Here is a 22,852-nt window from a genome sequence, read left to right on the forward strand (position 1 = left end):
GCTAATGAGCAGCACCACAGGTGAAAAGTTAGAATTGATTTTGGATGCTGCTTACGATCTTTTTGGTTCCAATGGATTTTATGAGACCAAAATTTCAGATATCGCACACCAGGCGGGAATAGCGAAAGGCACTGTATATTTATATTTTAAAAGCAAAGAAGAACTATTTATGGCAGTTACTCGTCGAGATTGCGAACATTTTCTCGGCGGTTTAGATACTAATTTGCAAAATTGTAGTACGATGGCAGAACGCTTACTGGTCATTGCTAAGCATCATTCGATGTATTATTTTGAACGCAAACATCGTACCAAGTTATTTTTCCGTACGCCCAACAATGATCCTGAACTTATGGATTATATGAAGCAGTTTATGTTGCGTTATATGCAAGCTGTAGAGAAAGTACTCACAGAAGGTGGCGTATCTCAGCCTGTATGGTGTGCAGAATCCTATATTGGAATGCTGGATCGCATACGTATGGATATTTTATTCAACCCTGAATTTCCGATAGAACAACTTCATGAACGGACAGATTTTGTAGCACGTTTGTTTTTAGAAGGATGTAATCATTCGGGAGATCATCAGGATCAAATAGACCGGGACAATTCCCAAGAAGGTGAGTCACAATGAATATTATGACAGTGGAGTCAATCTCCAAAAGTTACGGCGAAAAAGTATTGTTTGAAAATGCTTCATTTGGGATGGAAGATCAAGATAAAATCGGAATCGTCGGAGTCAATGGAACAGGGAAATCGACTTTTCTTAAAGTGATTGCAGGCATGGAAAGTACAGAAAGTGGACGTGTGACATTAAATAATGGATTGCGTATTCGTTATCTAGCACAGAATCCACCTTATGATCCAGAAGCAACCGTGTTACGTCAGGTATTTGATGGTGGCGGAGAAGAACTTCAAATTGTCGGTGCATACATGAATGTACTGGAACAATTAGAGACTCATCCCGAAGACGAAGCTGTATTAGAGCAATTGATTCATTTGAATCAAGAATTGGAACGTCTGGATGCATGGTCACTTGAAAGTGAAGCCAAAAATATTTTGTCCAAATTAGGCATTCATCATTATGATGCTCTAATGGGTACACTATCCGGTGGTCAACGTAAACGGGTAGCGCTAGCGTCTGCACTTATTCAACCCTCTGATCTATTAATTTTAGATGAGCCTACCAACCATATTGATCATGATTCGATTACATGGTTAGAACAATTTTTGCAAAAGCGTCGTGGCGCTTTACTAATGATCACCCATGATCGCTACTTCCTAGATCGTGTTGCAAATGTCATGATCGAACTGGATCATGGTAGTCTGTATCGTTATGAAGCCAACTATTCACGTTTTCTTGAACTCAAAGCAGAGCGTGAAGAACGAGAAGCAGCATCAGAAGACAAACGTCAAAATCTATTACGTCGTGAATTAGCATGGATCAGACGTGGAGCCAAAGCACGTACAACCAAACAACAAGCACGTATTAACCGTTTTGAACAATTGAAAAATGATGGACCTGGTCGTCGTGATGAAGCGATGGATATGTCAGCCATTTCATCTCGTCTTGGTAAGCAAATTGTAGAGTTGGATCATGTTTCTTTAACACTTGGTGGCAAAGAACTCATTCACGATCTGACGTATCATGCAGTTCCAGGAGATCGTATCGGAATTGTAGGACCTAATGGACGTGGTAAATCGACATTACTCAATCTGGTATCCGGTCGTCTGGTTGCTAGTGAAGGTAATGTGGTTACAGGTCAGACTGTTAAATTTGGCTATTTCACGCAGGAACATCAAGAAATGGATGAATCGATGCGTGTGATCGAATATATCAAAGATGTAGCAGAAGTAGTCGAAACCGCAGATGGTAGCAAAATTTCTGCTTCACAAATGCTAGAGCGCTTTTTATTTACACCAGCAGCACAATGGACACCGATCTCCAAATTATCGGGTGGCGAAAAGCGTAGACTGTATTTGCTACGTGTATTGATGGGTGCACCTAACGTATTGTTACTGGATGAGCCTACCAATGATCTGGATATCACTACATTAACCGTTCTGGAACAGTATCTTGATGAGTTCCCTGGCGTTGTGTTCTCGGTCTCACATGATCGCTACTTCCTAGATCGTACGTGTGATCGCATCTTTGCTTTTGAAGGTGAAGGTCAAGTTAGTATTCATGCAGGGAATTACAGTGATTATGAAGAGCGAATCGCTGATCTTGCCAAAAGTGCTAAAGCAGCTAGTACACCAGTCGTAGCACCCAAAGCAGTAGAACCTGTAAAAGAAAAAGCACCTGCGCCAGACAAAAACGCTTGGCGGAATAAATTAAAATTCTCATACAAAGAGCAATTAGAATATGAAAAAATTGATGATGATATTGCAGCAACAGAGCAGAAGCTAGTCGATCTTACAAATGATATGGAGAAAGCGTTCAGTGACTCTGTAAGACTGCAAGAGCTGATGGCTGAGCAGACAGCAACTGAGAAGCATCTAGAGCATCTTATGGAACGCTGGACGTATCTAACCGAACTGGCTGAAAAGATAGCACAAAGTCAGAACTAAATTAGATTCGATTTGCAACGACTGTTATTGTACAAGCATCTTAGTAGGATATCAGCAGTATATATCAAAAAACCTTCTTTCTCGTCAGAAATGATAAGAAAGAAGGTTTTTTGTTAATTCACAAGGGATGCACCCTATGTTTATTTAGCAGTAATATAAGCACCTAGCAACTTGGCTGTATTGATAACAGCATCGGTATGAGTACGTTCCATAGAGTGGGAAGCATGTACACCAGGCCCGATTAAGGCTGCACGAATATTATTACCAGCACGTAGAGCAGCAGAAGCATCTGAACCATAGTGAGGATATACATCGATCGCATAAGCAATATTTCCTGCTTGAGCCAATTCAATTAATTTGCCTGTCATTTCATAATCATAAGGACCGGAAGAATCTTTTGCACAGATAGATACATCTGTTTCTTTACAACTGAGATCATCACCAATACAACCCATATCTACAGCGATCATTTCATGAATTCCTTCAGGAATATAAGCTGTACCATGTCCTACTTCTTCATAATTGGAAATAAGAAATTGAGTGCGATACTGTGGTTTCCATTTCTGGGTGTATTGTGATTCTAAAAGTGCAAACAATGCAGCAACACTTGCTTTATCATCCAAATGACGGGACTTGATATAACCGCTTGATGTGACGACAGGACGTGCATCAAATGAAATATAATCTCCAACTTCTATACCAAGCTGTTGGACATCTTCTTTGGAATCTACCAATTCATCAATTCGAACTTCCATATTTTCTTCTTCACGTTTGAGTCCGCGAGCTTCATCATATACGTGAACAGAAGGTTGAATAGACAAAATAGTCCCTGTATACGTTTTGCCACTACGTGTATGAATCGTGCAGTATTCATTTTCAATACTGTTCATACTGAATCCACCTAGAATTGTAAATCGGATCGTTCCTTGTGGCTTAATGGCACGTACCATCGCACCTAGTGTATCAACATGTGCGCTTAAAGCAATCGTTTTGGAATCATCCTGACCGTCTAATGTCAAAATCAGACCGCCTTTTTGATTGTATTCTGTAGTTACACCAAATTTGCCTGCTTCTTCTGCAATCCGCTTGATAATATCGTGAGTGAATCCTGTAGGACTAGCAGTAGATAATAATTCTGTAAGCAAAGAGATCGTATAATCTTGATTGATCGTTATCGTCATAATAAAAGGTCTCCTTTATAATAAATCCAATTTTAACAATATCCAGTGACTACAATAACATGCTACTGATGAACGGAGATAGATTCATATTCTGTTTTGACAAATAGGATATCCATCATGGATTCAAAAAATAACCAACAAAAAAACCACTTATCTGTTGACTGAAATCAGACAACAAAAGATAAGTGGTTTTTCATCTTGATCAGCAAGTAATTACATGTAGCTTTTCAGCATGAATTACTTACGGTTAGAAAAAGAAGTTGCAGTCGTATCATTATCAGTATACATCGGTTTAAGCGGATCATTGTCTACAGATGATGTAGTCAAAGGAGTCGTAGCAGCTGGAACCTGAGCTAACTCTGCTTTCAGTTGTTTGATCTCACGCTGTAAACGGTACTGACGATAGATACCATAAAATCCTACAATTAGACCACCTAACAAAGCGCATCCAATAATCAAAAGAATTAAAGGTACTTGTACTACATTGAAATAAAGATTGACCTGTACTGGATTCACGTTAATTACGGCAAACACCGCGGTAATCAGTGCAAATATCAAACCTAAAATAAGCATCCATTGCATTTTCAAAATAAATAACCCCCTCAAATTAGCATAAGGTCAAATCTTTCCTTATCTAATCTATAAAACGCAAACAGTCCTATTGTAAACATGTCTTTACAAGTATTGGGCGAATATTGGAGGAAATGCAAGGTCTGGGTGTGATTCACCGATGTTCAATACTTACTTTGCTAACTGTTCCATTTCAGTAATTAGAGCTTCGAATACACTCATAGCTTCACGAATAGGAGCTGGAGTAGACATATCAACACCTGCTTTGGCAAGAATATTGATAGAATAATCGCTACCGCCGCTTTTCAGGAAACCAGTATAACGATCTACCGCAGATTGTCCTTCTTCCAAAATTTGTTTGGAGAAGCTAGTTGCAGCAGAGAAGCCTGTCGCATATTTATATACATAGAAGCTATTATAGAAATGCGGAATACGTGCCCATTCCATTTCGATATCTTGATCTACATGCATACCTTCACCATGATATTTCACATTCAGGTCATAGTAGATTTTGGATAGTTCTTGTGGAGTTAGGGACTCGCCAGCTTCTGCACGAGCATGTGTAATCATTTCAAATTCTGCAAACATCGTCTGACGGAAAACTGTCGTACGGAATTGATCTGCATAATAAGTTAACAAGTACATTTTTTCTTTTGGATCAGTCGATTTTTTCAAAAGATAATCCATTAATAATGCTTCATTCGTGGTCGAAGCCACTTCTGCAAGGAAAATAGTGTATTGTGCATCACGATAAGGAAGAGCATTGTCTGAATAATAACTATGCAGTGCATGACCCATTTCGTGAGCAAGTGTAAACATACTATTTAGATTGTCTTTGTGATTCAGTAGAACGTAAGGATGGACACCATAAGCACCCCAGCTATAAGCACCTGTACGTTTTCCTTCATTTTCATACACATCGATCCAGCCTTCGTTGTAACCGGCTTGAAGCGCTTGTTGATAATCTTCACCGAGTGGTTTGAGGCCTTCTGCTACTGTTGCTTTTGCTTCTTCATAAGTGATATCCATTTTGAATTCATCTACAAGTGGAGCAAATAGATCATACATATGCAGTTCATCTACACCAAGTAATTTTTTGCGTAACGCAATATAGCGATGCAGTAGAGGAAGACCTTCATGAATCGTCTCAATCAGATTCGTATACACTTCTTTAGGAATATTATCTCCATAAAGTGCTTTTTCCAAAACAGATGGATATTTACGTACATTTGCATAGAACATATTTTTGTTGATATTGGCAGTTAATGTAGCACCAATCGTATTTTTTTGACGAGCATATGCACTGTAAATCGCTTTGAATGCACGTTCACGTAATTCACGATTCGGATTTTCCAAAAATTGAATATAACGACCATGAGTAAGTTCTACTTCATTACCATTTTCATCAATAATGTTAGGGAATTTCATATCTGCATTATTCAACATCCCAAAAATCGTCTGTGGTGCTTGAGACAGGTTACCTACTTGTGCTAACAAAGCTTCTTCCGCTTGTGATAACACATGTGCTTTTTCCCGTTTCATTTCTTGTAGCGTAAAGCGGTAAGGAGCGAGAAGAGAAGACTCTAGCAATTCATCTAACTTCTCATCAGACAGACCTAGAATTTCAGGTGTGATAAAAGAAAGAGCTTGTCCCAATTCTACGCCTAATTTTTTAACTTTTTGCGATAATGCCTGATATGTAGGATTCGTTGTATCTTCATCCTGATGCATATGAGCATACGCATATAATTGTTCTACCTGTAGACCGATACGATCTTCTAGCTCAAATGCCGACTTAACTGCTTCAGCAGTATGAAGTTTACCTTGTAATTGAGCCGCTTCAGGCAATTCTTGTTTTACTTTGTCATACGCTTGATCCCAAGCTTGTTGATCTGCGAACAGATCGGATAAATTCCAGCAATTTTCCTGTGACACTTCAGACCGTTTAAGTATTTGCTGCATAAATAAATCCTCCTCTTGAGCAATAATTATGAATAGATATTTGAAATGAATAGCACTGATTTGGGTATAATCCATTCAGCGTCAGAGTACATTGATCTACATCAAGCTATATTATGTGTTAGGGTTAACGGCAACCAAAAATCCGTAGATCATTAAGAAGAACGCAATCAATAACATGACAATAGCAAAAATAGCAAGCCAGCGCTTTAAAGGCGCTGGAATGGTTTCCTTATAAGCAATCAGTACAAACCCTTGCAAAAAAGCAAGAATAATAAATATGACAATCGCTGTATAATTCATTGGAAAAGGTTATACCTCCCGGAAAGCATTCATAATTTCTTCCCATTCGGCTTCTGTCTCAAAGCGTTCTTTAGGAAAACGATCACTTGCCCATTGCATCAAAGCTGGACGACTCAAGAAATCATGTGTTTCTTCGCCCCATTCGTCAGAGATTTCTCTCAGTACGATTTTGCGTCCTTGAACTTCAACAGTCATCATATTCCAATTGTCTTTTTTATAAATCTGGTGTTTTTTTATCATTATAGTATTCTACTCCCTGTTCGTTTGCTAAAATCATACCCTTTGCCTTCATTAATTGCAAATCATAACAGCTGTTTTATTTGCTATTTCAGAACATGTACGTTATACTAGGTTCATGCGTCATATATGGCGATATTCTAGGAGGTTTTTTGAATGAAAGGTACAGTTAAATGGTTTAATGCAGAAAAAGGTTTCGGATTTATTGAAGTTGAAGGTGGAGAAGACGTATTCGTACATTTCTCAGCTATTCAAAGCGATGGTTTTAAATCGTTAGATGAAGGTCAAGCGGTAGAATTCGACATCACTGAAGGTAACCGTGGTCCTCAAGCAGCTAACGTAATTAAATTATAAGACCGATATCCGGTAACGGATCACTTATATATTGAGCATTCATTGAATGTTCATCCATATGTTAGTAAAAGCGCAAGTTTCCTTGATTCATTTCAAGGGACTTGCGCTTTTTCATGTTTATAAACAAATCCTCGATACAAACAAATAGGTCTTTTTTAAAGTAGATCAAGTTCTCTTCTAAAACAGATCATTTCAAATGATGTATCAAAACGGACAAAAAATACCCTTTATTTGCTCCACCATAATCTAGAACAAACAAAAGGTATTTGAATTAATCTTATTTTCTCATCTATAACATGCTACACATATGATCAGTTGTTTACTTGAAGTCCGGAACGTCTGCCCGTCCGTCGGATGACCAGCGTAATAATAGCCAATTCAGCAGCAAGCCCTAATGACTGTGCCAAAGCTCCGATAACACCATTCCATGCTGGAAATATGAACAATAATATAATCAGAACAATAAAAGTACATATAGCATTCGCCATCTGAGAGCGGAACATTGCTTTGGTCTGTCCACGTAAAAGAATAAGTCCATTAGAATAATCCAACCAGGGCATAACCAGTGCATATAATACAAAAGCTCGCAGTGTATATAGACTTTGAGTTAATAATTCTCCATTTACATTCATAATATGTCCGAGCACCCAATAACTCATAGGTGTATAAGCAATCAGAGCTAATAACGTCACAGGGATAAATCCAGTCACTAATCCAAATCGACGTACTTTTTTGGGATCGATATGATAGAAATTTAATACAATCTGATGAATATAAGTAAAAAAGCTAAGCATTAACTGCAATAGACTGCTTGCTATTGCAAACGAAGAAATAGCGAGAGCAATCCCTTCTGTTTTACCTAGCACTACATTGATAGCAGGGCCGATTAACATGGCAACAAAAGATGAGAAAAGAAGCGGTTTATAAAATTTAAACACATCTGCTCGTGTTTCTACAGGATGTTCAGGACGCTTTTCAGGCATTTTTTTGGCGATATTCCGTCCTTCACTATAACTAACAATCGCTTCGATAATCATACCAGTCAAAAATAAAATAGCACCGACAGTTCCACTTGTAATGTGATGATAATAAATAAAATAAAGCGATAAGGAGTACATTCCTGCCAAACGGAATACCATGCCAATCGTTAACCATTTGGTACGATTGTTGGTAATAATAATACCTTGATAAATATTGCGAATAACTGAAAAGATGCTCACAAACATCAAAATAGCATACACATCAATCACCAGAGGAACCATAGAATCTTTGATGCCAAACAATGTACTGAATATCCATTTTCCTATAGGCGTGTACACAATCAGTATTCCAATCGCTAAAACAAAAGCTAGAAAAATCCAAGTCACTTTAAGCAAAGCTTTAAATGAAAGTCGGTCTCGAACCAGAGCAGAACAAGTCTGGCGTAATAAAGTAGACGGTCGTTCTGTAATCGTCACCAGACTCATTGCCAATGCATAGCTAGCAATCACCACTTCAGCATCCACAGCAAAAGCAAGTGTACGATTAATAATGACATGTGAAATAGTGACCAGTGAAGCTGAAATTCCAAGTGGTACAAAAAATGAAAACAACCGCCTCCATGAGAGCGGTTCTTGTGTGGACATATGTAATCTTCTCCCTTTGGTCTATAAAAATTATGGTTAGTATATCATAACCGTTTTGAAGAGAGTATGATTTATACAACAAAAAGTTACATTTATTTAAAATTCTATCTGTTTTTATGTATATTTGGCGAGGAGAAACGATCATAAGCGTCTATGTGGAAAGTCAAAACAAAAAGTAGTGTTTTTGATCCGATTTCCAACATTGAATATCCTTTTTGTATTCTATTCAAAGACCATAGTGAAAATAAGAAATATATGTCCTTAAAATGAAGAAGAAAATGAGCAAAACCCATATAGGGCGCGGTGTGATAAATTCAATTGTACGTTGTGAGCACTCTGAATATAATGTATGATAATACTGATAGGTTCAACAGACAACTATGTGGAGGAAGCCCATTGAATGATATGATGAAAGTCCGTTATCCGTTTCCGCGTAATGCTGTTTCTTTGATGAGACGCGTATACAAACACGGAATACCGGAAGTCCGTAAAGAGTTTGCTCGCTGGCGCGAACAGGCAAACTTGATACCTGATGCAGAATTGCGATATCAAGCGCTTGATAGTCTAAGCAATAAGCAATTCCACTGTGATGGTGGGTCAGTATATGCCGTAGCGAATATGGCTCAATTTCATAATTTGCTACCTTTGATTGTAGCATTCCAGACGATTTGCGATTATGCCGATAACTTATCGGATCGTCCTCAATGTACAAATGTTGAAGATTTTCGTCTATTGCACCAGGCTTTGCTTGATGCGATTGTTCCAGGCGTAGAACCAAGAGACTATTATGTATTTAATAGCGAAAGTGAAGTTGGTTATATGTCTACACTGGTAAAAGCTTGCCAGGGATATATTAGTGAACTTCCAGATTACGATATTGTATATCCTTATTTGCGTGATCTGGTTGAATTATATTGCGGTTTACAAACATACAAACATATCGCTCCTGAATTACGTCAAGCGACATTGATGGAGTGGTGGTCTGAGCATAAGCATCGTACACCTCATTTATACTGGCACGAGTTTGCTGCTGCAACAGGTTCAACGTTAGGTATATTTATGATGTTTTTAGCAGCAAGTGGTCTTCCAGGCATGAATGATGCGGCTGCCAAGCAAGCACATGCTGCTTATTTTCCAAATGTATGTTGCCTTCATATTATGCTGGATTATGTTATTGATCAGGAAGAAGATCAGCATTCTGGCGATCTTAATTTTTGCGATTATTATGACCCATCGATTAAAGTCATTGATCGAATTGAGAAGATCGTTGATTGGGCGCGTGCAGATGTACATCAACTGCCGGGTGCTTCATTCCATCTTATGATTGTTGAAGGTTTAGTCGCACTATACTTAACAGACCCCAAGGTCAAAACACAACAAGAAGTGCGTGCTATCTCTAAACGGCTATTGCGAAAAGGTCCTCCTATGCGTGCCTTTTTTATCTTGAATAGCCAGGTGATCCGCAAGTATTTGTAAACATATTAACAAGGGGGCAATTTGAAATGTCAGCAGTCAAAAAAATTGCAGTACTAACAAGTGGAGGAGACTCCCAAGGAATGAATGCTGCGGTTCGTGCAGTTGTACGTAGCGCACTTTATTTCGGTCTTGAAGTATGCGGGGTTCAACGTGGATATCAGGGGTTACTAAATGAAGATATTTTCCCTATGGATCTACGTAGTGTAGGTGATATTATCCAACGCGGGGGAACAGTACTTCAGTCTGCACGTTGTAAAGAATTCATGACACTTGAAGGTCAACAAAAAGGCGCTGATATTCTGCGCAAACACGGTATCGACGGATTGGTTGTTATCGGCGGAGACGGATCTTATCAAGGTGCGAACAAATTGAGTAAATTAGGTATCAAAACAATGGCATTGCCAGGAACAATCGATAACGATATTTCGTATACAGATACAACGATTGGTTTTGATACAGCAGTAGGCATTGTAGTAGATGCAGTAAACAAATTACGTGATACGATGTCTTCTCATGAACGTGTCTCTATCGTAGAAGTGATGGGTCGTCATTGTGGCGATATCGCTCTTCATTCTGGTCTAGCTTCTGGTGCAGAAACTATTCTTGTACCTGAAGTATCATATGATCTAAAAGAAGTAGCAGATCGTATGCATCACAACTTTGCTTGTGGTAAACGTCATAGTATCGTGATCGTAGCTGAAGGCGCAGGTCGTGGAGAAGATATCGCAGAACAATTGCATATCCATTATCCTAACTTGGAGCCTCGTGTAACGGTTCTTGGACATATTCAACGGGGTGGAACACCAACTCCTCGTGACCGTAATTTAGCAAGTCGTCTAGGAGACTTTGCAGTGCGTAAATTAATCGAAGGTGAATCCGATAAAGCTTGCGGTGTAATCAAAGGCGAAATCGTATTGACAGATATCGATAAAGTAGTAAATAGCAAAAAAGAGTTCGATCATGAAACTTATGAGCTGGCACTTCGTTTATCTCAATAATCAGTGCTATGTTTAGAAAAAAGTAAATGTTTCAATCATTAACTTTAAAAAGCGTGCTAAATCTTACGTAATCTTCGGATTGCTAATATTTGCGCGCTTTTTATTTTGTTAAAAATTGTTTTTAGATATCACTTTTGTAAAAAATATGATAAGAAATGGTAAAAATTTTGAATTAAAGATTAGAAGTAACGGTTAAATTATTGTACTATAAGGGAGTAAGTCATTTATATCCTCACTCCGTAGGAACTGGAGAGACCAACTAGAAGGGGGCTACCATACATTGGCGAGAGAAAAAGGAGCAAAAGGAAGGGAGAGCCGTTTACGTTTGCTACACGCTGCTGCTAAACAATTTGCTATTCATGGTTTTCACGAAACGAAAGTGAGTTCTATTGTTGCAGAAGCCAAGCTTTCACAACCCGCATTTTATTTGTATTTTGAAAGTAAAGATGCTGTTTTTGAGGAGTTAGTGAAGCTTTTCCATGTTCGCTTGACGACAGTTATTAATGAAAGTCGTCTTCCTGAAATCAATTCAACCGATGGGGTATTGAACCAATTATGTCATACGTTGACATTAATGTTTGATTATTTTTATGCTAACCCTTATTTAACTCGGATAGGATTTCATTTGGCACCACAATCGCAAAATATGAAACAAGAACTGGTTCAATGGGTTGAGCAGATGTTATCGGGTGAACAACGTTCTGGACAATTCAAATCTGATTTTCGGATGAATATGGTTGCAGAATGTTTGGTAGGCACGATCGAACGTATTGTATTTACACAGCTTCTTCCTGGCAAAGTTGCACCAGAACAATTAGCATTAGATATTGTTAACTTATATGTATCAGGTATTGGAATGAAACAAAGCAAAGTGTAATCGATAGAGCTAGGAGGTTCATTTTCATATGATTACTGTCGGTTTAACCGGATGGGGAGATCATGATTCTCTTTATCTAACCAAAGAAGCAAATAAGAACAAATTACCCACTTATAGCTCACTATTCCGCACCGTAGAGGTAGATAGTTCATTTTATGCGATCCAGTCCCGGCGGAATATGGAAAAATGGACCGAGGAAACACCTGGTTCTTTTCGTTTTCTTGTAAAAGCTTTTCAGGGTATGACCGGGCATTCGCGTGGTAAGATTCCTTTTGATAGTGAAGCCGAAATGTTTGAAGCATTTCGCTTATCGATTAGCACGATGGAGCAAGCGGGTAAATTGATGGCTGCACTATTTCAATTTCCACCCTGGTTCGATTGTAATCGAGAAAATGTCAAAACACTTCGACATATTCGTGAACTGATGGGAGATTACCCATGTGCACTCGAATTTCGTCATCAAAGTTGGTACACGTCTGAAATGCGAGACAAAACGATCCAATTTATGCGCAAAGAAAACTGGATTCATAGTATCTGTGATGAACCACAAGCAGGAATTGGTTCTGTACCGATTGTAGAAGAAGTCACAGATCGTCAATTAACAGTCGTGCGTATGCATGGCCGTAATGAATCAGGCTGGAATTCATCGGGTCAACCGAATTGGCGGGAAGTCCGTTATCTGTATCGCTATAATGAGACAGAGTTACAAGAATGGGCAGAACGCTTACAGCGATTAGAACAACAATCGGATGAAGTGTGTGTGATTTTCAATAATAATTCTGGTGGAGATGCAGCAGATAACGCCAGACAATTGATGGGCATGTTAGGACAAGAGATACCTGCTATTCCAGAAGAAAAGAAAGTAGAAATGGAACAGATTGATCTTTTCGACTGGAGTGGACAAGAATAGAAAAGCGACATTTTCCCGATTGAGGAGAATGTCGCTTTTGTTTTTTGTGATCAATGATGATTTGATATAGAGATCAACAATGACGTAATACTATTTAGATTCAGAAGGTACAAAATGTATAGCTTGTCGTTGTACCCATAGTAAACGAGACAGCAATGTGATCGCGCCTACTGCAAGTCCTGTACTGAGACCAATCCAATATCCAAAAGCAGCATAATCGGTATAATTAGCAATTAGGTAACCGACAGGTAATCCTATAATCCAGTATGAGATAAAGGTTAAAACGAAAGCAGGATTCACATCTTTGTATCCTCGGAGTGCTCCCTGTACAGGTGTAGCAATAGCATCTGATATTTGATAAAAAGCAGCATAAATCATAAAATGAGCTATCAGATCAATCAATACAGGATCAGAAGAGTAAAGCGCTGATACCGATTGACGAAATGCAAGTAGAATTACAGCGGTGCATAATGACAAAGCAAGCGCTAAGCCAAGACCAAGCTTTGTATATTGCCTCGCATCTTTCAGACGCTTAGCACCGACCTCGTAACCGACTAAAATCGTTAACGCTGTACAAATACTTAACGGTATCATATAAAGGGTTGCAGCAAAGTTCTGAGCCGCCTGATGAGCTGCAATCGTCATCGTATCGTAGTTGCTCATAAATAAAGTAACTCCAGCGAAAATAGCCACTTCAAAAAAGATGGCAAAGCCCATCGGAATACCTAATTTTAAAATTTCGCCCCATTTTTGCAAAGAAGGGGAGTGCCACCTACTAAACAACTGATCTTGGCGAAAAGGTTTTGCGATACGTATAACGAGTACGGCGATCAAAAATACACACCAGTAAGTGATCGCAGATGCTACACCAGCTCCGATTCCGCCTAATTTAGGGAATCCAAATTTACCGAAAATCAATAAATAATTAATCGCGACATTGATCGGTAACGCACATAATGTAATCATCATTGAAAATCGTGTTTGACCTAGAGCATCGATATAACTTCGCAGCACAGTGTAAGCAAATAAAGGAATAATCCCTGTGGATAAACATACGATAAAACCATGAGCCACTTCACGTACATAAGGTTCTAGACTCATCAGATCCAGAATTGGATTTAATAACAATCCACCGATAATTAGAATGACAATGGATACAACAACTGATAATAATAAAGCTTGGACTACATTAAAGCTGATTTTGGATCGTTGATTCGAACCGATCAATTGTGACACAATCGGCGTCACTGCTACTAGAATACCACTAAGCCCCGCTTGAATCGGAACCCACAGACTCGATCCTATCGCGACACCAGCCAAATCTTCTGCACTGGCATGACCGGACATATTCGTATCGAAAAAAGTCATTAAAGATAAAGCAATCTGGGTAATCAGAATAGGAAATAATATTTTCAAAAACTCACTGAACTTCTGCAAAAGTGTAACAGTAGGGATCATAGACTAACCTCATTTACGATAATCAATTATGTGTATTTGAACGAACTTCTAGATAAGTCCATTAAAAAATGATTGTACAGGATATCATTTCTTTTGAATAGACAAAAAAAGAACCCGGACAATGATCCGGGTTCTTACTGATCCATAACGTATGCTCTAGTATATAAAGCACAGATTAAAGATTAATAATTAGCATTAGCGGTATAACGGTTACCGGCATTCCATAATAGATACTCGTCGATTCCTTTTTCATGCATTGCACGAATCTGGTCATTGACTTCTTTTGCACCGTATTGTGTATAATGACCGCTACCTAACCAGCTTGCTGTAAAGTCTTGAATCCATGGACGGATAATAGGCGTCTGATCACCAAGTGGTTTCAGCTTTTTCAATGTATCTTCCATAGAACCTTTAATCGTTGCATATGGGTTTTTGTCAGGATCTTTTACACCGAACCAACCTGTAGAATAGTGACTTGGATAGACCATTGGACTAATAACATCTACATTTTCTGAAATTTTGGCAAAATCTTGTCCGATACCTTCAGCAGCAGGTACAGAAGCCGCATAACCGAAAATATCTACAGATACACGTACACCCAAAGGAGCAAGCTCTTTACGAGCATATTGTACAAATTCAGCAATCACATCTACACGCGATTGTTTGGTTTTGGTAAATTTCAACTCGGATTCATGATTTTCGAATCCTTCTGGGAAACGAACATAATCAAATTGGATTTCTTTGAAGCCCATTGCTGCTGCTTCTTTAGCTAATTCAATATTGTAATCCCATACATCTTTGTTATATGGATTTACGAAGTTGTCACCTTTACCATTACTCCATACTTGTCCATTGCTTTTAACAAAAGAAAGTTCAGGATGTTTTTTGGCAAGGATAGAGTCTTTGAATACTACGATACGAGCAATAGGATAAACATCATGTTTTTTCAAGCGTTTCATCATAGCGTCTGGATCAGCGATAAATTTTTGCGGACTGCCCATTTCTTTTAACTTGGCATTTTTGGTTTGATACGTTATGTATCCAGCGTCATCTTTTAGATCAATAACCATAGCATTTAGCTCTGTTTTATCCAAAAGATCAAGCAGGGTAGTCATACGCGAACCACCAGCACTATAAGCAGTAACATAGACACCTTTTACTTTAGGCGCATCTACTTGCGGATCAATTTTGGCAGGAGGATTATCTGCATCTACCTCTGTGTTACTTAATTGACTGTGAATCGCCGCCTGGTTCAAAGCGGATTTAAGCGTAGTGGACTTAGCTGTAGCTTGTCCATCTTGTCCACCACTAAGCGTTGTCGATGCGAGCAGCATAATTGCCCATAAAATTTCCATGTGTTAGCTCCTTCTCTGTATGTATAATCATGACGTCAGAATGGATTTACTTTTTAAGTATAACGGATGTCCATCAACTGTAAAGCAACATAATTGTTACCGTTAGTGCCTAAAAATACCCATCTTCACTATTTAAACATGTAAAACCATAGCGAAACAATTGAATGACCAATAAAAGTATACAACATAAAAATGCCACTGTAATCATCTATAAAAGATGTAACAGTGACATTTTTAATATCGTTATCAATTAATCTTATTGCATGAATTGCTGGCTTTGATTTTCGCAAATACTGTGGTGGATAATTTCCATAGCATCCTCTGGTTCCAAAATACGCAACCCATCACGTAAAACGATAACAGCGTTCAATTCTTGCTGTTTTAGGGAAGGCATCATATCAGGAAACCATTTCATGACGATTTGTGACAATTTGACCGTTTCCATTTCCACAATAATCACCCTTTCCTATTCTGGAATCATTACGCTTAATGAACGAAATCATTCTGATGAGAACTTTAGGAAAAGCATGGCTGTGTAACAAATGTTAGGGACTGAACACAAACTGCAAATAATAAAAAGTAGAGGTGGCGTGTTTTTAGTCTACTATATATTACGACAAAAAGCGACTTTCAGTGTATAGCAAAACCAAAATAGTTTACATTTTTCGAATAAAACTTTTATACAGATCTAATCAATCCCAATTAGCCTTTGCGGAAAGATCCCATAACCCCAACGGTTTCGACCATATTAACAAAAGCAGCAGGATCGGTTTCTTTAATAATTCTGCGCAATTCAGCTAATTCATAACGTGTTGTTACTGTCATCAGCATATCTTTAGGCGTATGAGAAAATGCACCTTCTGCTTTGATCATAGTTACACCGCGTTGAAGAGGCATTAATTTTTCAAGTAACAAATCAGTATGGTTCGAAACGATAAATAGCGTTACTTTGACATGACTGACATGAATAAGATCAAGCACTTTACCAGCAATGTAGATCGATACCATCGAAGCAAGAGCGATATTCCAGTCATTAGACCAGTAACCCATTGCAAGTACAACGAGACCATTTAATCCAACAATAACATTACCAACGGGGAAATCACGATAACGAGTAATAATAGAACCCAGAATATCGAATCCACCGGAAGAACCGCCTACCCGGAATGAAATACCAACTCCTATTCCGATCAATACACCACCAAATACAGCAGATAATAATAAATCGGGTGCTGCGGCTTCAACAGGAATAATAGTCATCATCCATGTGGTAGCTGCAACAGAAACGATACTAAGTAAAATATAGCGTTTGCCTAGCAAAAACCAACCCGCGATCAAAAGAGGTATATTGTATACAAAGTAAAGCAGACTAATATTAAGCGGTGTAAAATAACCGGTTAACATAGCAAGTCCTGATACACCACCACTTAATAATTGATGGGGAATCAGGAACAGGTTAAACGCAGCAGCTGTGAATAGGGAGCCCAGAAAAACAACAAATAGGGCACCGATTTTTTTTGACACAAAAATCACCTCGGGTTGTAAGTTAGTAAGTTATGGAAAGTATACCTGTTAATTTATAAGAAGTATCTTTCACAAAAGTAATTATATTATGATTCAGCTAGTAATCATTGTGTATTTTGTGATATAATGATTTAGATATTCTTGAGTAGGGATGTTTTGCTGAATTATGTTGACTATTCTATAAACGCAAGACTGATTTATTTCATCATAGAAACTATTGAACAAAGGTATAGTTTATACTAACTACTGAATTATTCAATAGTTCATAACAAAAAAAAGAATAAGTGGCGGTCCACAAGGCCTCCTGCGATGCAGGTATATACTACTCATTTGCTACTTAAGAATACAAACAAGTTGGTGGATTGTCCACAATATAGAAGGAGCACGAATATTTTGACTAAATTTGCAGATTTCGGGTTAGATGAAAAAGTACTACAAGCGGTAATGGAGCTAGGTTTTGAAGAATCAACACCTATCCAAGCACAAGCTATTCCAATTGCTATGAGCGGCAGTGACATGATCGGACAAGCTCAAACAGGTACAGGTAAAACAGCAGCATTCGGCATACCCCTTATTAACAAGATCGAACGTTCGGAAGATAAAATTGTAGCATTGATTATGGCACCAACTCGTGAGTTGGCGATCCAAGTAGCAGAAGAAATCGAGAAATTATCCCGCTTTAAAGGTATCCGTTCATTGCCAATCTACGGTGGACAAGATATCGTTCGTCAGATCCGCGCTTTGAAAAAGAAACCTCAAATTATTATCGGTACACCTGGTCGCTTGCTTGACCATATAAACCGTAAAACAATCAAACTAGATGATGTACAAACTGTAGTATTGGATGAAGCAGATGAAATGCTTGATATGGGTTTCATGGAAGATATCCAATCTATTTTGAAACAAGTTCCAGAAGAGCGTCAAACAATGTTGTTCTCAGCAACTATGCCTGCTAACATCAAGCGTTTAGCGCAACAATTCTTGAAAAACCCTCAACATGTTTCTGTAATTCCAAAACACGTTAGCGCACCTTTGATTGATCAATCTTATATCGAAGTGAATGAGCGTCAAAAATTTGATGCATTGTCTCGCTTGTTAGATATGGAATCTCCAGAGCTAGCAATCGTTTTCGGACGTACAAAACGTCGTGTTGATGAGTTAGCAGAAGCTTTGCAAAAACGTGGCTATACAGCAGACGGTTTGCATGGTGACTTGTCTCAGAACCAACGTGATAGCGTTATGCGTAAATTCCGTGATGGTAGTATTGATGTTCTAGTTGCTACAGACGTAGCAGCACGTGGACTTGATGTATCTGGCGTAACTCATGTTGTTAACTTTGACTTGCCACAAGATCCAGAAAGTTATGTTCACCGTATCGGTCGTACAGGACGTGCTGGTAAAGAAGGCGCAGCTTACTCTTTCGTAACACCACGCGAATTAGATCATTTGCACTTTATCGAGCGTGTAACGAACCAAAAAATCGCGCGTAAACCTCTACCATCTTTGGCAGAAGCGATTGAAGGTAAACAACGTATTACAGCTGAGCGCTTGCTTGAGCTAGTACAAGACGATACAACTCCTTTGAACGAATACAAAGGTATTGCTATCCAATTGTTAGAACAATATGATTCTGTGAACTTGCTTTCAGCAGCAATCAAATTGTTAACTGGTGAGAAAAAAGACGCACAGGTTGACTTGACTCCTGAAGATCCAATTCGTGCAAAACGTCGTAAACCTGATGTTCGCTCTGGTGGACGTAAACCAGGCGGTAGCTATAACCGTGGTGGAAGTAGCACAGGCGGATACAAAGGCAACAGCAGCAGTGGCGGACGCGGTGGATACAGCAGCGGCGGAAGTTCTAGCGGTGGCGGATACAAAGGTAACAAAGATGCTGGACGTGATCGTAACAAACCACGTACAACTAGCAGCGAAAACCGTCGTCCAGCTCCAAAACGTGACGATTCTTTCAACGCATAATTAAAATAAATATAATATAGATAAGAGAGTCAGGTCTAATCGCCTGACTTTCTTTTTTTGTTTTACAAGAAGGAGAAACCTTCAATTCTCGTACATACTTAATAGGCACTGGTATTATAATGAAGAGTTAGGTATATTTAATATATGTAGGTTCAGAGAAAATAGGCATAGAACCAAATGCTGATGCAGACGTGAGGGGGAAATTGATTTGGAATTTAGAGGGGTAATGGGTGGAATATACAGGCTATCCGAGTGGATTATGCGCTTGGCAGGTAGCAACCTATTATGGGTAATTTGTTCTTCACCATTTTTGTTTTTTCTAGTCATGCGATTTATTTTCGGGCAACCAGGGTTTACGGCTAATGATATTCTGCAAGCCAATTGGGGAATGGGCATTATGGCACCGTTCACTTTATTTCCAGCTACAGCGGCTCTGTTTACCGTTGTTCGTAAATGGGTGATGGGTGAAGGGGATGTATCTGTTTTTAAAACGTACTTTAGAGGATATAAAGAAAATTATAAACAAAGTATGCTAGGCGGATTCTTCTATACTTTATTGTTTATTATTATGTATGTCGATTATACCGTCTATATGAACCAATTCCCGAATCTTCAACTGCTTGGAATTGTGATGTTAATCTTCTTATTAGTATTATTTGTATCATTATTTAATTTCTTTGCGATGATTGCTCATTATCATATGAAATTAAAAGATATTATCAAAAATGCAATTTTATTATCTATCGTTAGACCATTTCGCTTATTCTCTACATTACTAGGGACAGTAGCGTTGTTGTTTATTGGTACAAAGTATCCGGTATTGTTTGTATTCTTTTTAGCTTCAGGTATCGCCTGGTTCGCTTTCTTTAACTTCTATGGCATGTTCCTCAAAATGCAAGAACAGTCTGAGAAGCAAGCACTAGCAGATGAAGAAAAAGAATTAAAAGCAGACGAACAATTAGCGATTGGAGATCAGTCTCCTGTCGAACAAGCGCAACAGATTAATGTTGAAAAACAACCTACTTCAATGAACGAGAACGTCAAAAAAAGTTTGACCAAAAATAAAGAACGTTAACATAGCGAAAACAATACACGGATTATCTATCGATTTCCCTCTGTATTATGGTATAAAAATAGGTATCAGGAAAAAATTGGTGTAAAGGTTTACATTTCTCGCTACCAGGTTTATAATGAATTTACATCCTGCAATGTACGTTTTGATTATCTGTTGTTTTGAACCAATAACAATGTCTTGGGAGATTCAAATTGAACTGTAGCTGACCAGCCCTATCCATTGGATGCGGGGACTTCAAAAACAGTTTTGCGATCACCCACCTGCTACGCAGGTTCGAAGACAATGTAATCAGACGGCATATGCGGGACTTTTTAGTAGATTCATCAGTAAGCAAGAAGTTGGTGTAGTGTGAATGATCGAAACATTGAATACGAGAGCGCTCTAGCTACAGTTCTGGATCAGAATTGATAGAATAGGGCGTTTTTCGTGTGCGCTTACATAATATTAGTTTTATTATTCATATACTAATGATACACTTAGAATAAGGTAGGCTTTACATGTAAAGGAGGAAAAATCTTGTCGTTAAAAAGAACATTAGTGGGGATTATACGTAGCCAAGAAGGAACTGGCGATCGTGCCAAAGATCCTCAAATGAAAACAAGATATTACAATCTATCCCGCGAAAGAGCATGGGAAGAGGTTTCTTCAACACTCAAAAAAATTCCGGGTTATAAAGTATTACATGAGGTTCCAAGTGTAGGCGAAATTATACTGGAGAAAAAAACAGGTTTTGGACGCACAATGGATATTACGGTATCGATTGTATCGGTAAGCCCTGTGCGTAGTGCGATCGATATTTATTCAGCTTCTCGTGGATCATTAGGTGATCTGGGAGCGAATTATCGCAACATCCTGAATCTTTTTGGTTCTTTGGATAAAAAACTAGCACAATACAAAACAACCAGTACTTAATGAAGCCAGATGCTTCATACATACGTATTTGGTATACTATTTAGAAAGAAGCTTCCTACTCACATCATATGTGAAAAGGAAGCTTCTTTTTTTGGAACGTTACCGAGATTGTATCGTAATACTAAGAATGAGCACTTTTAGCGTACAACCTATCATAATGATACTATAGTAGATTTTTTACAGCTTCAACAGCTTGATCATAGTCTGGATGTTCTGCCATTTCTGGTAAATATTCAACGTATTGAATAACATCATTTTGATCAATCACAAAAATAGAACGCATATCGATCACAAATTCTTTAATTAATACACCATAGGCTTTACCAAATGAATTATCTCGATAATCGGATAATGTGATCACTCGATCTACTCCAGCGGCACCGCACCAGCGTGCTTGAGCAAATGGAAGATCAGCACTGATGGTCAGCACAATTACATCGTCACCAAGTTCAGAAGCGGCTTCATTAAAACGACGTGTCTGTGCATCACATACACCTGTATCCAAAGAAGGAACAACACTGATTAGTTTTACTTTACCTGCATAATCGCTAAGTGTGGATTGTTCAAGTAGATTTTTACTAAGATTGAAGTCAGGCGCTTGATCGCCTACTTTAAGTTCAGGCCCAATAAGTGTAATAGGATTTCCTTTGAAAGTAGCTACACCTGTACGTTCTTGTACCATATCATATTGCCTCCTTATTCATTGCTATCATTTCGCAATCGTAACCAGAATTCATTATAATAGAGTAAGGGTAATAAATCAAAAATGCGATTCACTACTATATTCAGTAAAGGAAGATCTTATGTTATTTGTCCGTTATGAGAATTGGAAAAGTTTTTTACGGTATTATCCAGTCACTTCGTTGATTTTATTGATTAATCTGGCAGTGTTTATCTTTTTGAGCTTTAACGGTGGTTCTACGAATCCACAGACGCTAGCCGATTATGGTGCTGTCACAAATGTACCTATGTATGATCAATGGTGGAGAGTCATTACAGCTATATTTTTGCATAATGGATTCAGTCATTTGTTATCGAATAGCTTTGGACTGATTGTATTTGCGCCTCCATTAGAACGTTTAATTGGAAGCTGGCGTTATGTGGTTCTGTATATGGCGAGTGGTATTATCGGAAATGTAATCAGTTTGGAATTATATCAACAATCCGGTAATAGTGTGGTAGCTGTTGGTGCTTCAGGAGCAATCTATGGCATCTATGGAGCATTTTTGTATATAGCGTTGTTCCAGCGTCAGATTATGGATGAGGCTTCTCGTAAGACGATGTACACGATTTTGGTACTGGGGCTTATTTTCACCTTTGTTGTTCCTGGTATCGGCATCTGGGCGCATGTAGGTGGGTTAATAGCAGGATTCTTTATTTACGGATTGATGTTGAGATTAACTGGCTTGCGAGGAAGATGGAGACGTCTAGCAGAAGCGTATGCCAAAGCACTGTCTGAACAAGAAAATCAGAACAAGATTGAATAATGTTTAATA

General features: G+C 38.5%; 22 protein-coding genes and 1 other RNA gene. 12 read left to right on the forward strand and 11 right to left on the reverse strand.

Annotated features, from left to right (window positions below; all coding sequences use genetic code 11):
* Positions 1 to 4 precede the first annotated feature (4 nt).
* Complete coding sequence (locus PQ456_RS07700; RefSeq protein WP_273615594.1) at positions 5 to 628, forward strand: TetR/AcrR family transcriptional regulator; 624 nt, start codon at positions 5 to 7, stop codon at positions 626 to 628.
* Entirely contained in the window at positions 625 to 2,565 is a 1,941-nt protein-coding gene (locus tag PQ456_RS07705) for an ABC-F family ATP-binding cassette domain-containing protein (protein ID WP_273615595.1), read from the forward strand. The genes PQ456_RS07700 and PQ456_RS07705 overlap by 4 nt, the downstream gene beginning before the upstream one ends.
* A gap of 140 nt (positions 2,566 to 2,705) precedes the next feature.
* Here the strand turns inward: PQ456_RS07705 and PQ456_RS07710 are convergent, their stop codons facing one another.
* From PQ456_RS07710 to PQ456_RS07730, 5 genes are all read right to left on the reverse strand, one after another.
* Positions 2,706 to 3,746, reverse strand: a complete 1,041-nt coding sequence (locus PQ456_RS07710) for a M42 family metallopeptidase (protein ID WP_273615596.1) — start codon at positions 3,744 to 3,746, stop codon at positions 2,706 to 2,708.
* A 237-nt stretch (positions 3,747 to 3,983) separates the two neighbouring features.
* Positions 3,984 to 4,334 carry a LapA family protein gene (locus PQ456_RS07715; protein ID WP_273615597.1) on the reverse strand — a complete coding sequence of 117 codons (351 nt, stop codon included), beginning with the start codon at positions 4,332 to 4,334 and terminating at the stop codon, positions 3,984 to 3,986.
* Positions 4,335 to 4,487: 153 nt separating this feature from the next.
* Entirely contained in the window at positions 4,488 to 6,278 is a 1,791-nt protein-coding gene (pepF, locus tag PQ456_RS07720) for an oligoendopeptidase F (protein WP_273615598.1), read from the reverse strand.
* Between the two features lie 111 nt (positions 6,279 to 6,389).
* Positions 6,390 to 6,578 carry a hypothetical protein gene (locus tag PQ456_RS07725; RefSeq protein ID WP_273615599.1) on the reverse strand — a complete coding sequence of 63 codons (189 nt, stop codon included), beginning with the start codon at positions 6,576 to 6,578 and terminating at the stop codon, positions 6,390 to 6,392.
* A 9-nt stretch (positions 6,579 to 6,587) separates the two neighbouring features.
* On the reverse strand, positions 6,588 to 6,818 hold the full coding sequence (locus tag PQ456_RS07730) for a hypothetical protein (protein ID WP_204824752.1): 231 nt from the start codon (positions 6,816 to 6,818) through the stop codon (positions 6,588 to 6,590).
* Positions 6,819 to 6,971: 153 nt separating this feature from the next.
* Between PQ456_RS07730 and PQ456_RS07735 the strand changes: the two genes are divergently transcribed.
* Positions 6,972 to 7,169: a cold shock domain-containing protein gene (locus tag PQ456_RS07735; protein ID WP_069327064.1), complete on the forward strand. Its 198-nt coding sequence runs from the start codon at positions 6,972 to 6,974 to the stop codon at positions 7,167 to 7,169.
* A 311-nt stretch (positions 7,170 to 7,480) separates the two neighbouring features.
* Here the strand turns inward: PQ456_RS07735 and PQ456_RS07740 are convergent, their stop codons facing one another.
* The gene (locus tag PQ456_RS07740) at positions 7,481 to 8,794 is read right to left on the reverse strand and encodes a multi antimicrobial extrusion protein MatE (protein WP_273615600.1); all 1,314 of its coding nucleotides are present in this window, start codon (positions 8,792 to 8,794) and stop codon (positions 7,481 to 7,483) included.
* Positions 8,795 to 9,190: 396 nt separating this feature from the next.
* Here PQ456_RS07740 and PQ456_RS07745 point away from each other — a divergent pair, with 396 nt between their 5' ends.
* The 4 genes from PQ456_RS07745 to PQ456_RS07760 all read left to right on the forward strand — a co-directional run bounded on the left by PQ456_RS07745 (position 9,191) and on the right by PQ456_RS07760 (position 13,055).
* Entirely contained in the window at positions 9,191 to 10,270 is a 1,080-nt protein-coding gene (locus PQ456_RS07745; protein WP_273615601.1) for a tetraprenyl-beta-curcumene synthase family protein, read from the forward strand.
* Between the two features lie 26 nt (positions 10,271 to 10,296).
* Positions 10,297 to 11,268 (forward strand): 6-phosphofructokinase, encoded by a 972-nt coding sequence (pfkA, locus tag PQ456_RS07750; RefSeq protein ID WP_069327067.1) that lies wholly within the window; start codon positions 10,297 to 10,299, stop codon positions 11,266 to 11,268.
* Between the two features lie 280 nt (positions 11,269 to 11,548).
* Positions 11,549 to 12,145: a TetR/AcrR family transcriptional regulator gene (locus PQ456_RS07755; protein ID WP_273615602.1), complete on the forward strand. Its 597-nt coding sequence runs from the start codon at positions 11,549 to 11,551 to the stop codon at positions 12,143 to 12,145.
* Positions 12,146 to 12,173: 28 nt separating this feature from the next.
* Positions 12,174 to 13,055 (forward strand): DUF72 domain-containing protein, encoded by an 882-nt coding sequence (locus tag PQ456_RS07760; RefSeq protein ID WP_273615603.1) that lies wholly within the window; start codon positions 12,174 to 12,176, stop codon positions 13,053 to 13,055.
* Between the two features lie 90 nt (positions 13,056 to 13,145).
* Here the strand turns inward: PQ456_RS07760 and PQ456_RS07765 are convergent, their stop codons facing one another.
* From PQ456_RS07765 to PQ456_RS07780, 4 genes are all read right to left on the reverse strand, one after another.
* Positions 13,146 to 14,513 (reverse strand): MATE family efflux transporter, encoded by a 1,368-nt coding sequence (locus PQ456_RS07765; protein WP_273615604.1) that lies wholly within the window; start codon positions 14,511 to 14,513, stop codon positions 13,146 to 13,148.
* Between the two features lie 182 nt (positions 14,514 to 14,695).
* Positions 14,696 to 15,868, reverse strand: a complete 1,173-nt coding sequence (locus PQ456_RS07770) for a putative glycoside hydrolase (protein ID WP_273615605.1) — start codon at positions 15,866 to 15,868, stop codon at positions 14,696 to 14,698.
* Positions 15,869 to 16,124: 256 nt separating this feature from the next.
* On the reverse strand, positions 16,125 to 16,319 hold the full coding sequence (locus PQ456_RS07775; protein WP_204824744.1) for a hypothetical protein: 195 nt from the start codon (positions 16,317 to 16,319) through the stop codon (positions 16,125 to 16,127).
* Positions 16,320 to 16,570: 251 nt separating this feature from the next.
* On the reverse strand, positions 16,571 to 17,392 hold the full coding sequence (locus PQ456_RS07780) for a YitT family protein (RefSeq protein WP_373461949.1): 822 nt from the start codon (positions 17,390 to 17,392) through the stop codon (positions 16,571 to 16,573).
* Positions 17,393 to 17,785: 393 nt separating this feature from the next.
* On the opposite strand from PQ456_RS07780, the gene cshA reads away from it, so the two are divergent.
* The 4 genes from cshA (at position 17,786) to PQ456_RS07800 (ending at position 21,356) form a co-directional block, all read left to right on the forward strand.
* Positions 17,786 to 19,369 (forward strand): degradosome RNA helicase CshA, encoded by a 1,584-nt coding sequence (gene cshA / locus PQ456_RS07785; RefSeq protein ID WP_273615606.1) that lies wholly within the window; start codon positions 17,786 to 17,788, stop codon positions 19,367 to 19,369.
* Between the two features lie 208 nt (positions 19,370 to 19,577).
* Positions 19,578 to 20,444 carry a YesL family protein gene (locus PQ456_RS07790; RefSeq protein WP_273615607.1) on the forward strand — a complete coding sequence of 289 codons (867 nt, stop codon included), beginning with the start codon at positions 19,578 to 19,580 and terminating at the stop codon, positions 20,442 to 20,444.
* 122 nt (positions 20,445 to 20,566) lie between these two features.
* A non-coding RNA gene (gene ssrS / locus PQ456_RS07795) (6S RNA) lies at positions 20,567 to 20,756 on the forward strand.
* A 204-nt stretch (positions 20,757 to 20,960) separates the two neighbouring features.
* Complete coding sequence (locus PQ456_RS07800; protein ID WP_069327075.1) at positions 20,961 to 21,356, forward strand: DUF1499 domain-containing protein; 396 nt, start codon at positions 20,961 to 20,963, stop codon at positions 21,354 to 21,356.
* Between the two features lie 163 nt (positions 21,357 to 21,519).
* Here PQ456_RS07800 and tpx read toward each other — a convergent pair whose 3' ends face one another.
* The gene (gene tpx, locus PQ456_RS07805; protein ID WP_273615608.1) at positions 21,520 to 22,038 is read right to left on the reverse strand and encodes a thiol peroxidase; all 519 of its coding nucleotides are present in this window, start codon (positions 22,036 to 22,038) and stop codon (positions 21,520 to 21,522) included.
* 121 nt (positions 22,039 to 22,159) lie between these two features.
* On the opposite strand from tpx, the gene PQ456_RS07810 reads away from it, so the two are divergent.
* Positions 22,160 to 22,843 (forward strand): rhomboid family intramembrane serine protease, encoded by a 684-nt coding sequence (locus PQ456_RS07810; RefSeq protein WP_273615609.1) that lies wholly within the window; start codon positions 22,160 to 22,162, stop codon positions 22,841 to 22,843.
* The last annotated feature ends 9 nt before the right edge of the window (positions 22,844 to 22,852 follow it).

It is taken from the genome of Paenibacillus kyungheensis (assembly GCF_028606985.1).
GTDB lineage: Bacteria > Bacillota > Bacilli > Paenibacillales > Paenibacillaceae > Saccharibacillus > Saccharibacillus kyungheensis.

Coding starts and splice junctions, on each gene's coding strand:
- PQ456_RS07765 (WP_273615604.1), bottom strand. CDS start 14,513: ATGATCCCTACTGTTACACTTTTGCAGAAGTTCAGTGAGTTTTTGAAA.
- PQ456_RS07725 (WP_273615599.1), bottom strand. CDS start 6,578: ATGAATTATACAGCGATTGTCATATTTATTATTCTTGCTTTTTTGCAA.
- PQ456_RS07770 (WP_273615605.1), bottom strand. CDS start 15,868: ATGGAAATTTTATGGGCAATTATGCTGCTCGCATCGACAACGCTTAGT.
- PQ456_RS07710 (WP_273615596.1), bottom strand. CDS start 3,746: ATGACGATAACGATCAATCAAGATTATACGATCTCTTTGCTTACAGAA.
- pfkA (WP_069327067.1), top strand. CDS start 10,297: ATGTCAGCAGTCAAAAAAATTGCAGTACTAACAAGTGGAGGAGACTCC.
- PQ456_RS07760 (WP_273615603.1), top strand. CDS start 12,174: ATGATTACTGTCGGTTTAACCGGATGGGGAGATCATGATTCTCTTTAT.
- pepF (WP_273615598.1), bottom strand. CDS start 6,278: ATGCAGCAAATACTTAAACGGTCTGAAGTGTCACAGGAAAATTGCTGG.
- PQ456_RS07700 (WP_273615594.1), top strand. CDS start 5: ATGAGCAGCACCACAGGTGAAAAGTTAGAATTGATTTTGGATGCTGCT.
- tpx (WP_273615608.1), bottom strand. CDS start 22,038: ATGGTACAAGAACGTACAGGTGTAGCTACTTTCAAAGGAAATCCTATT.
- PQ456_RS07810 (WP_273615609.1), top strand. CDS start 22,160: ATGTTATTTGTCCGTTATGAGAATTGGAAAAGTTTTTTACGGTATTAT.
- PQ456_RS07705 (WP_273615595.1), top strand. CDS start 625: ATGAATATTATGACAGTGGAGTCAATCTCCAAAAGTTACGGCGAAAAA.
- PQ456_RS07740 (WP_273615600.1), bottom strand. CDS start 8,794: ATGTCCACACAAGAACCGCTCTCATGGAGGCGGTTGTTTTCATTTTTT.
- PQ456_RS07735 (WP_069327064.1), top strand. CDS start 6,972: ATGAAAGGTACAGTTAAATGGTTTAATGCAGAAAAAGGTTTCGGATTT.
- PQ456_RS07730 (WP_204824752.1), bottom strand. CDS start 6,818: ATGATAAAAAAACACCAGATTTATAAAAAAGACAATTGGAATATGATG.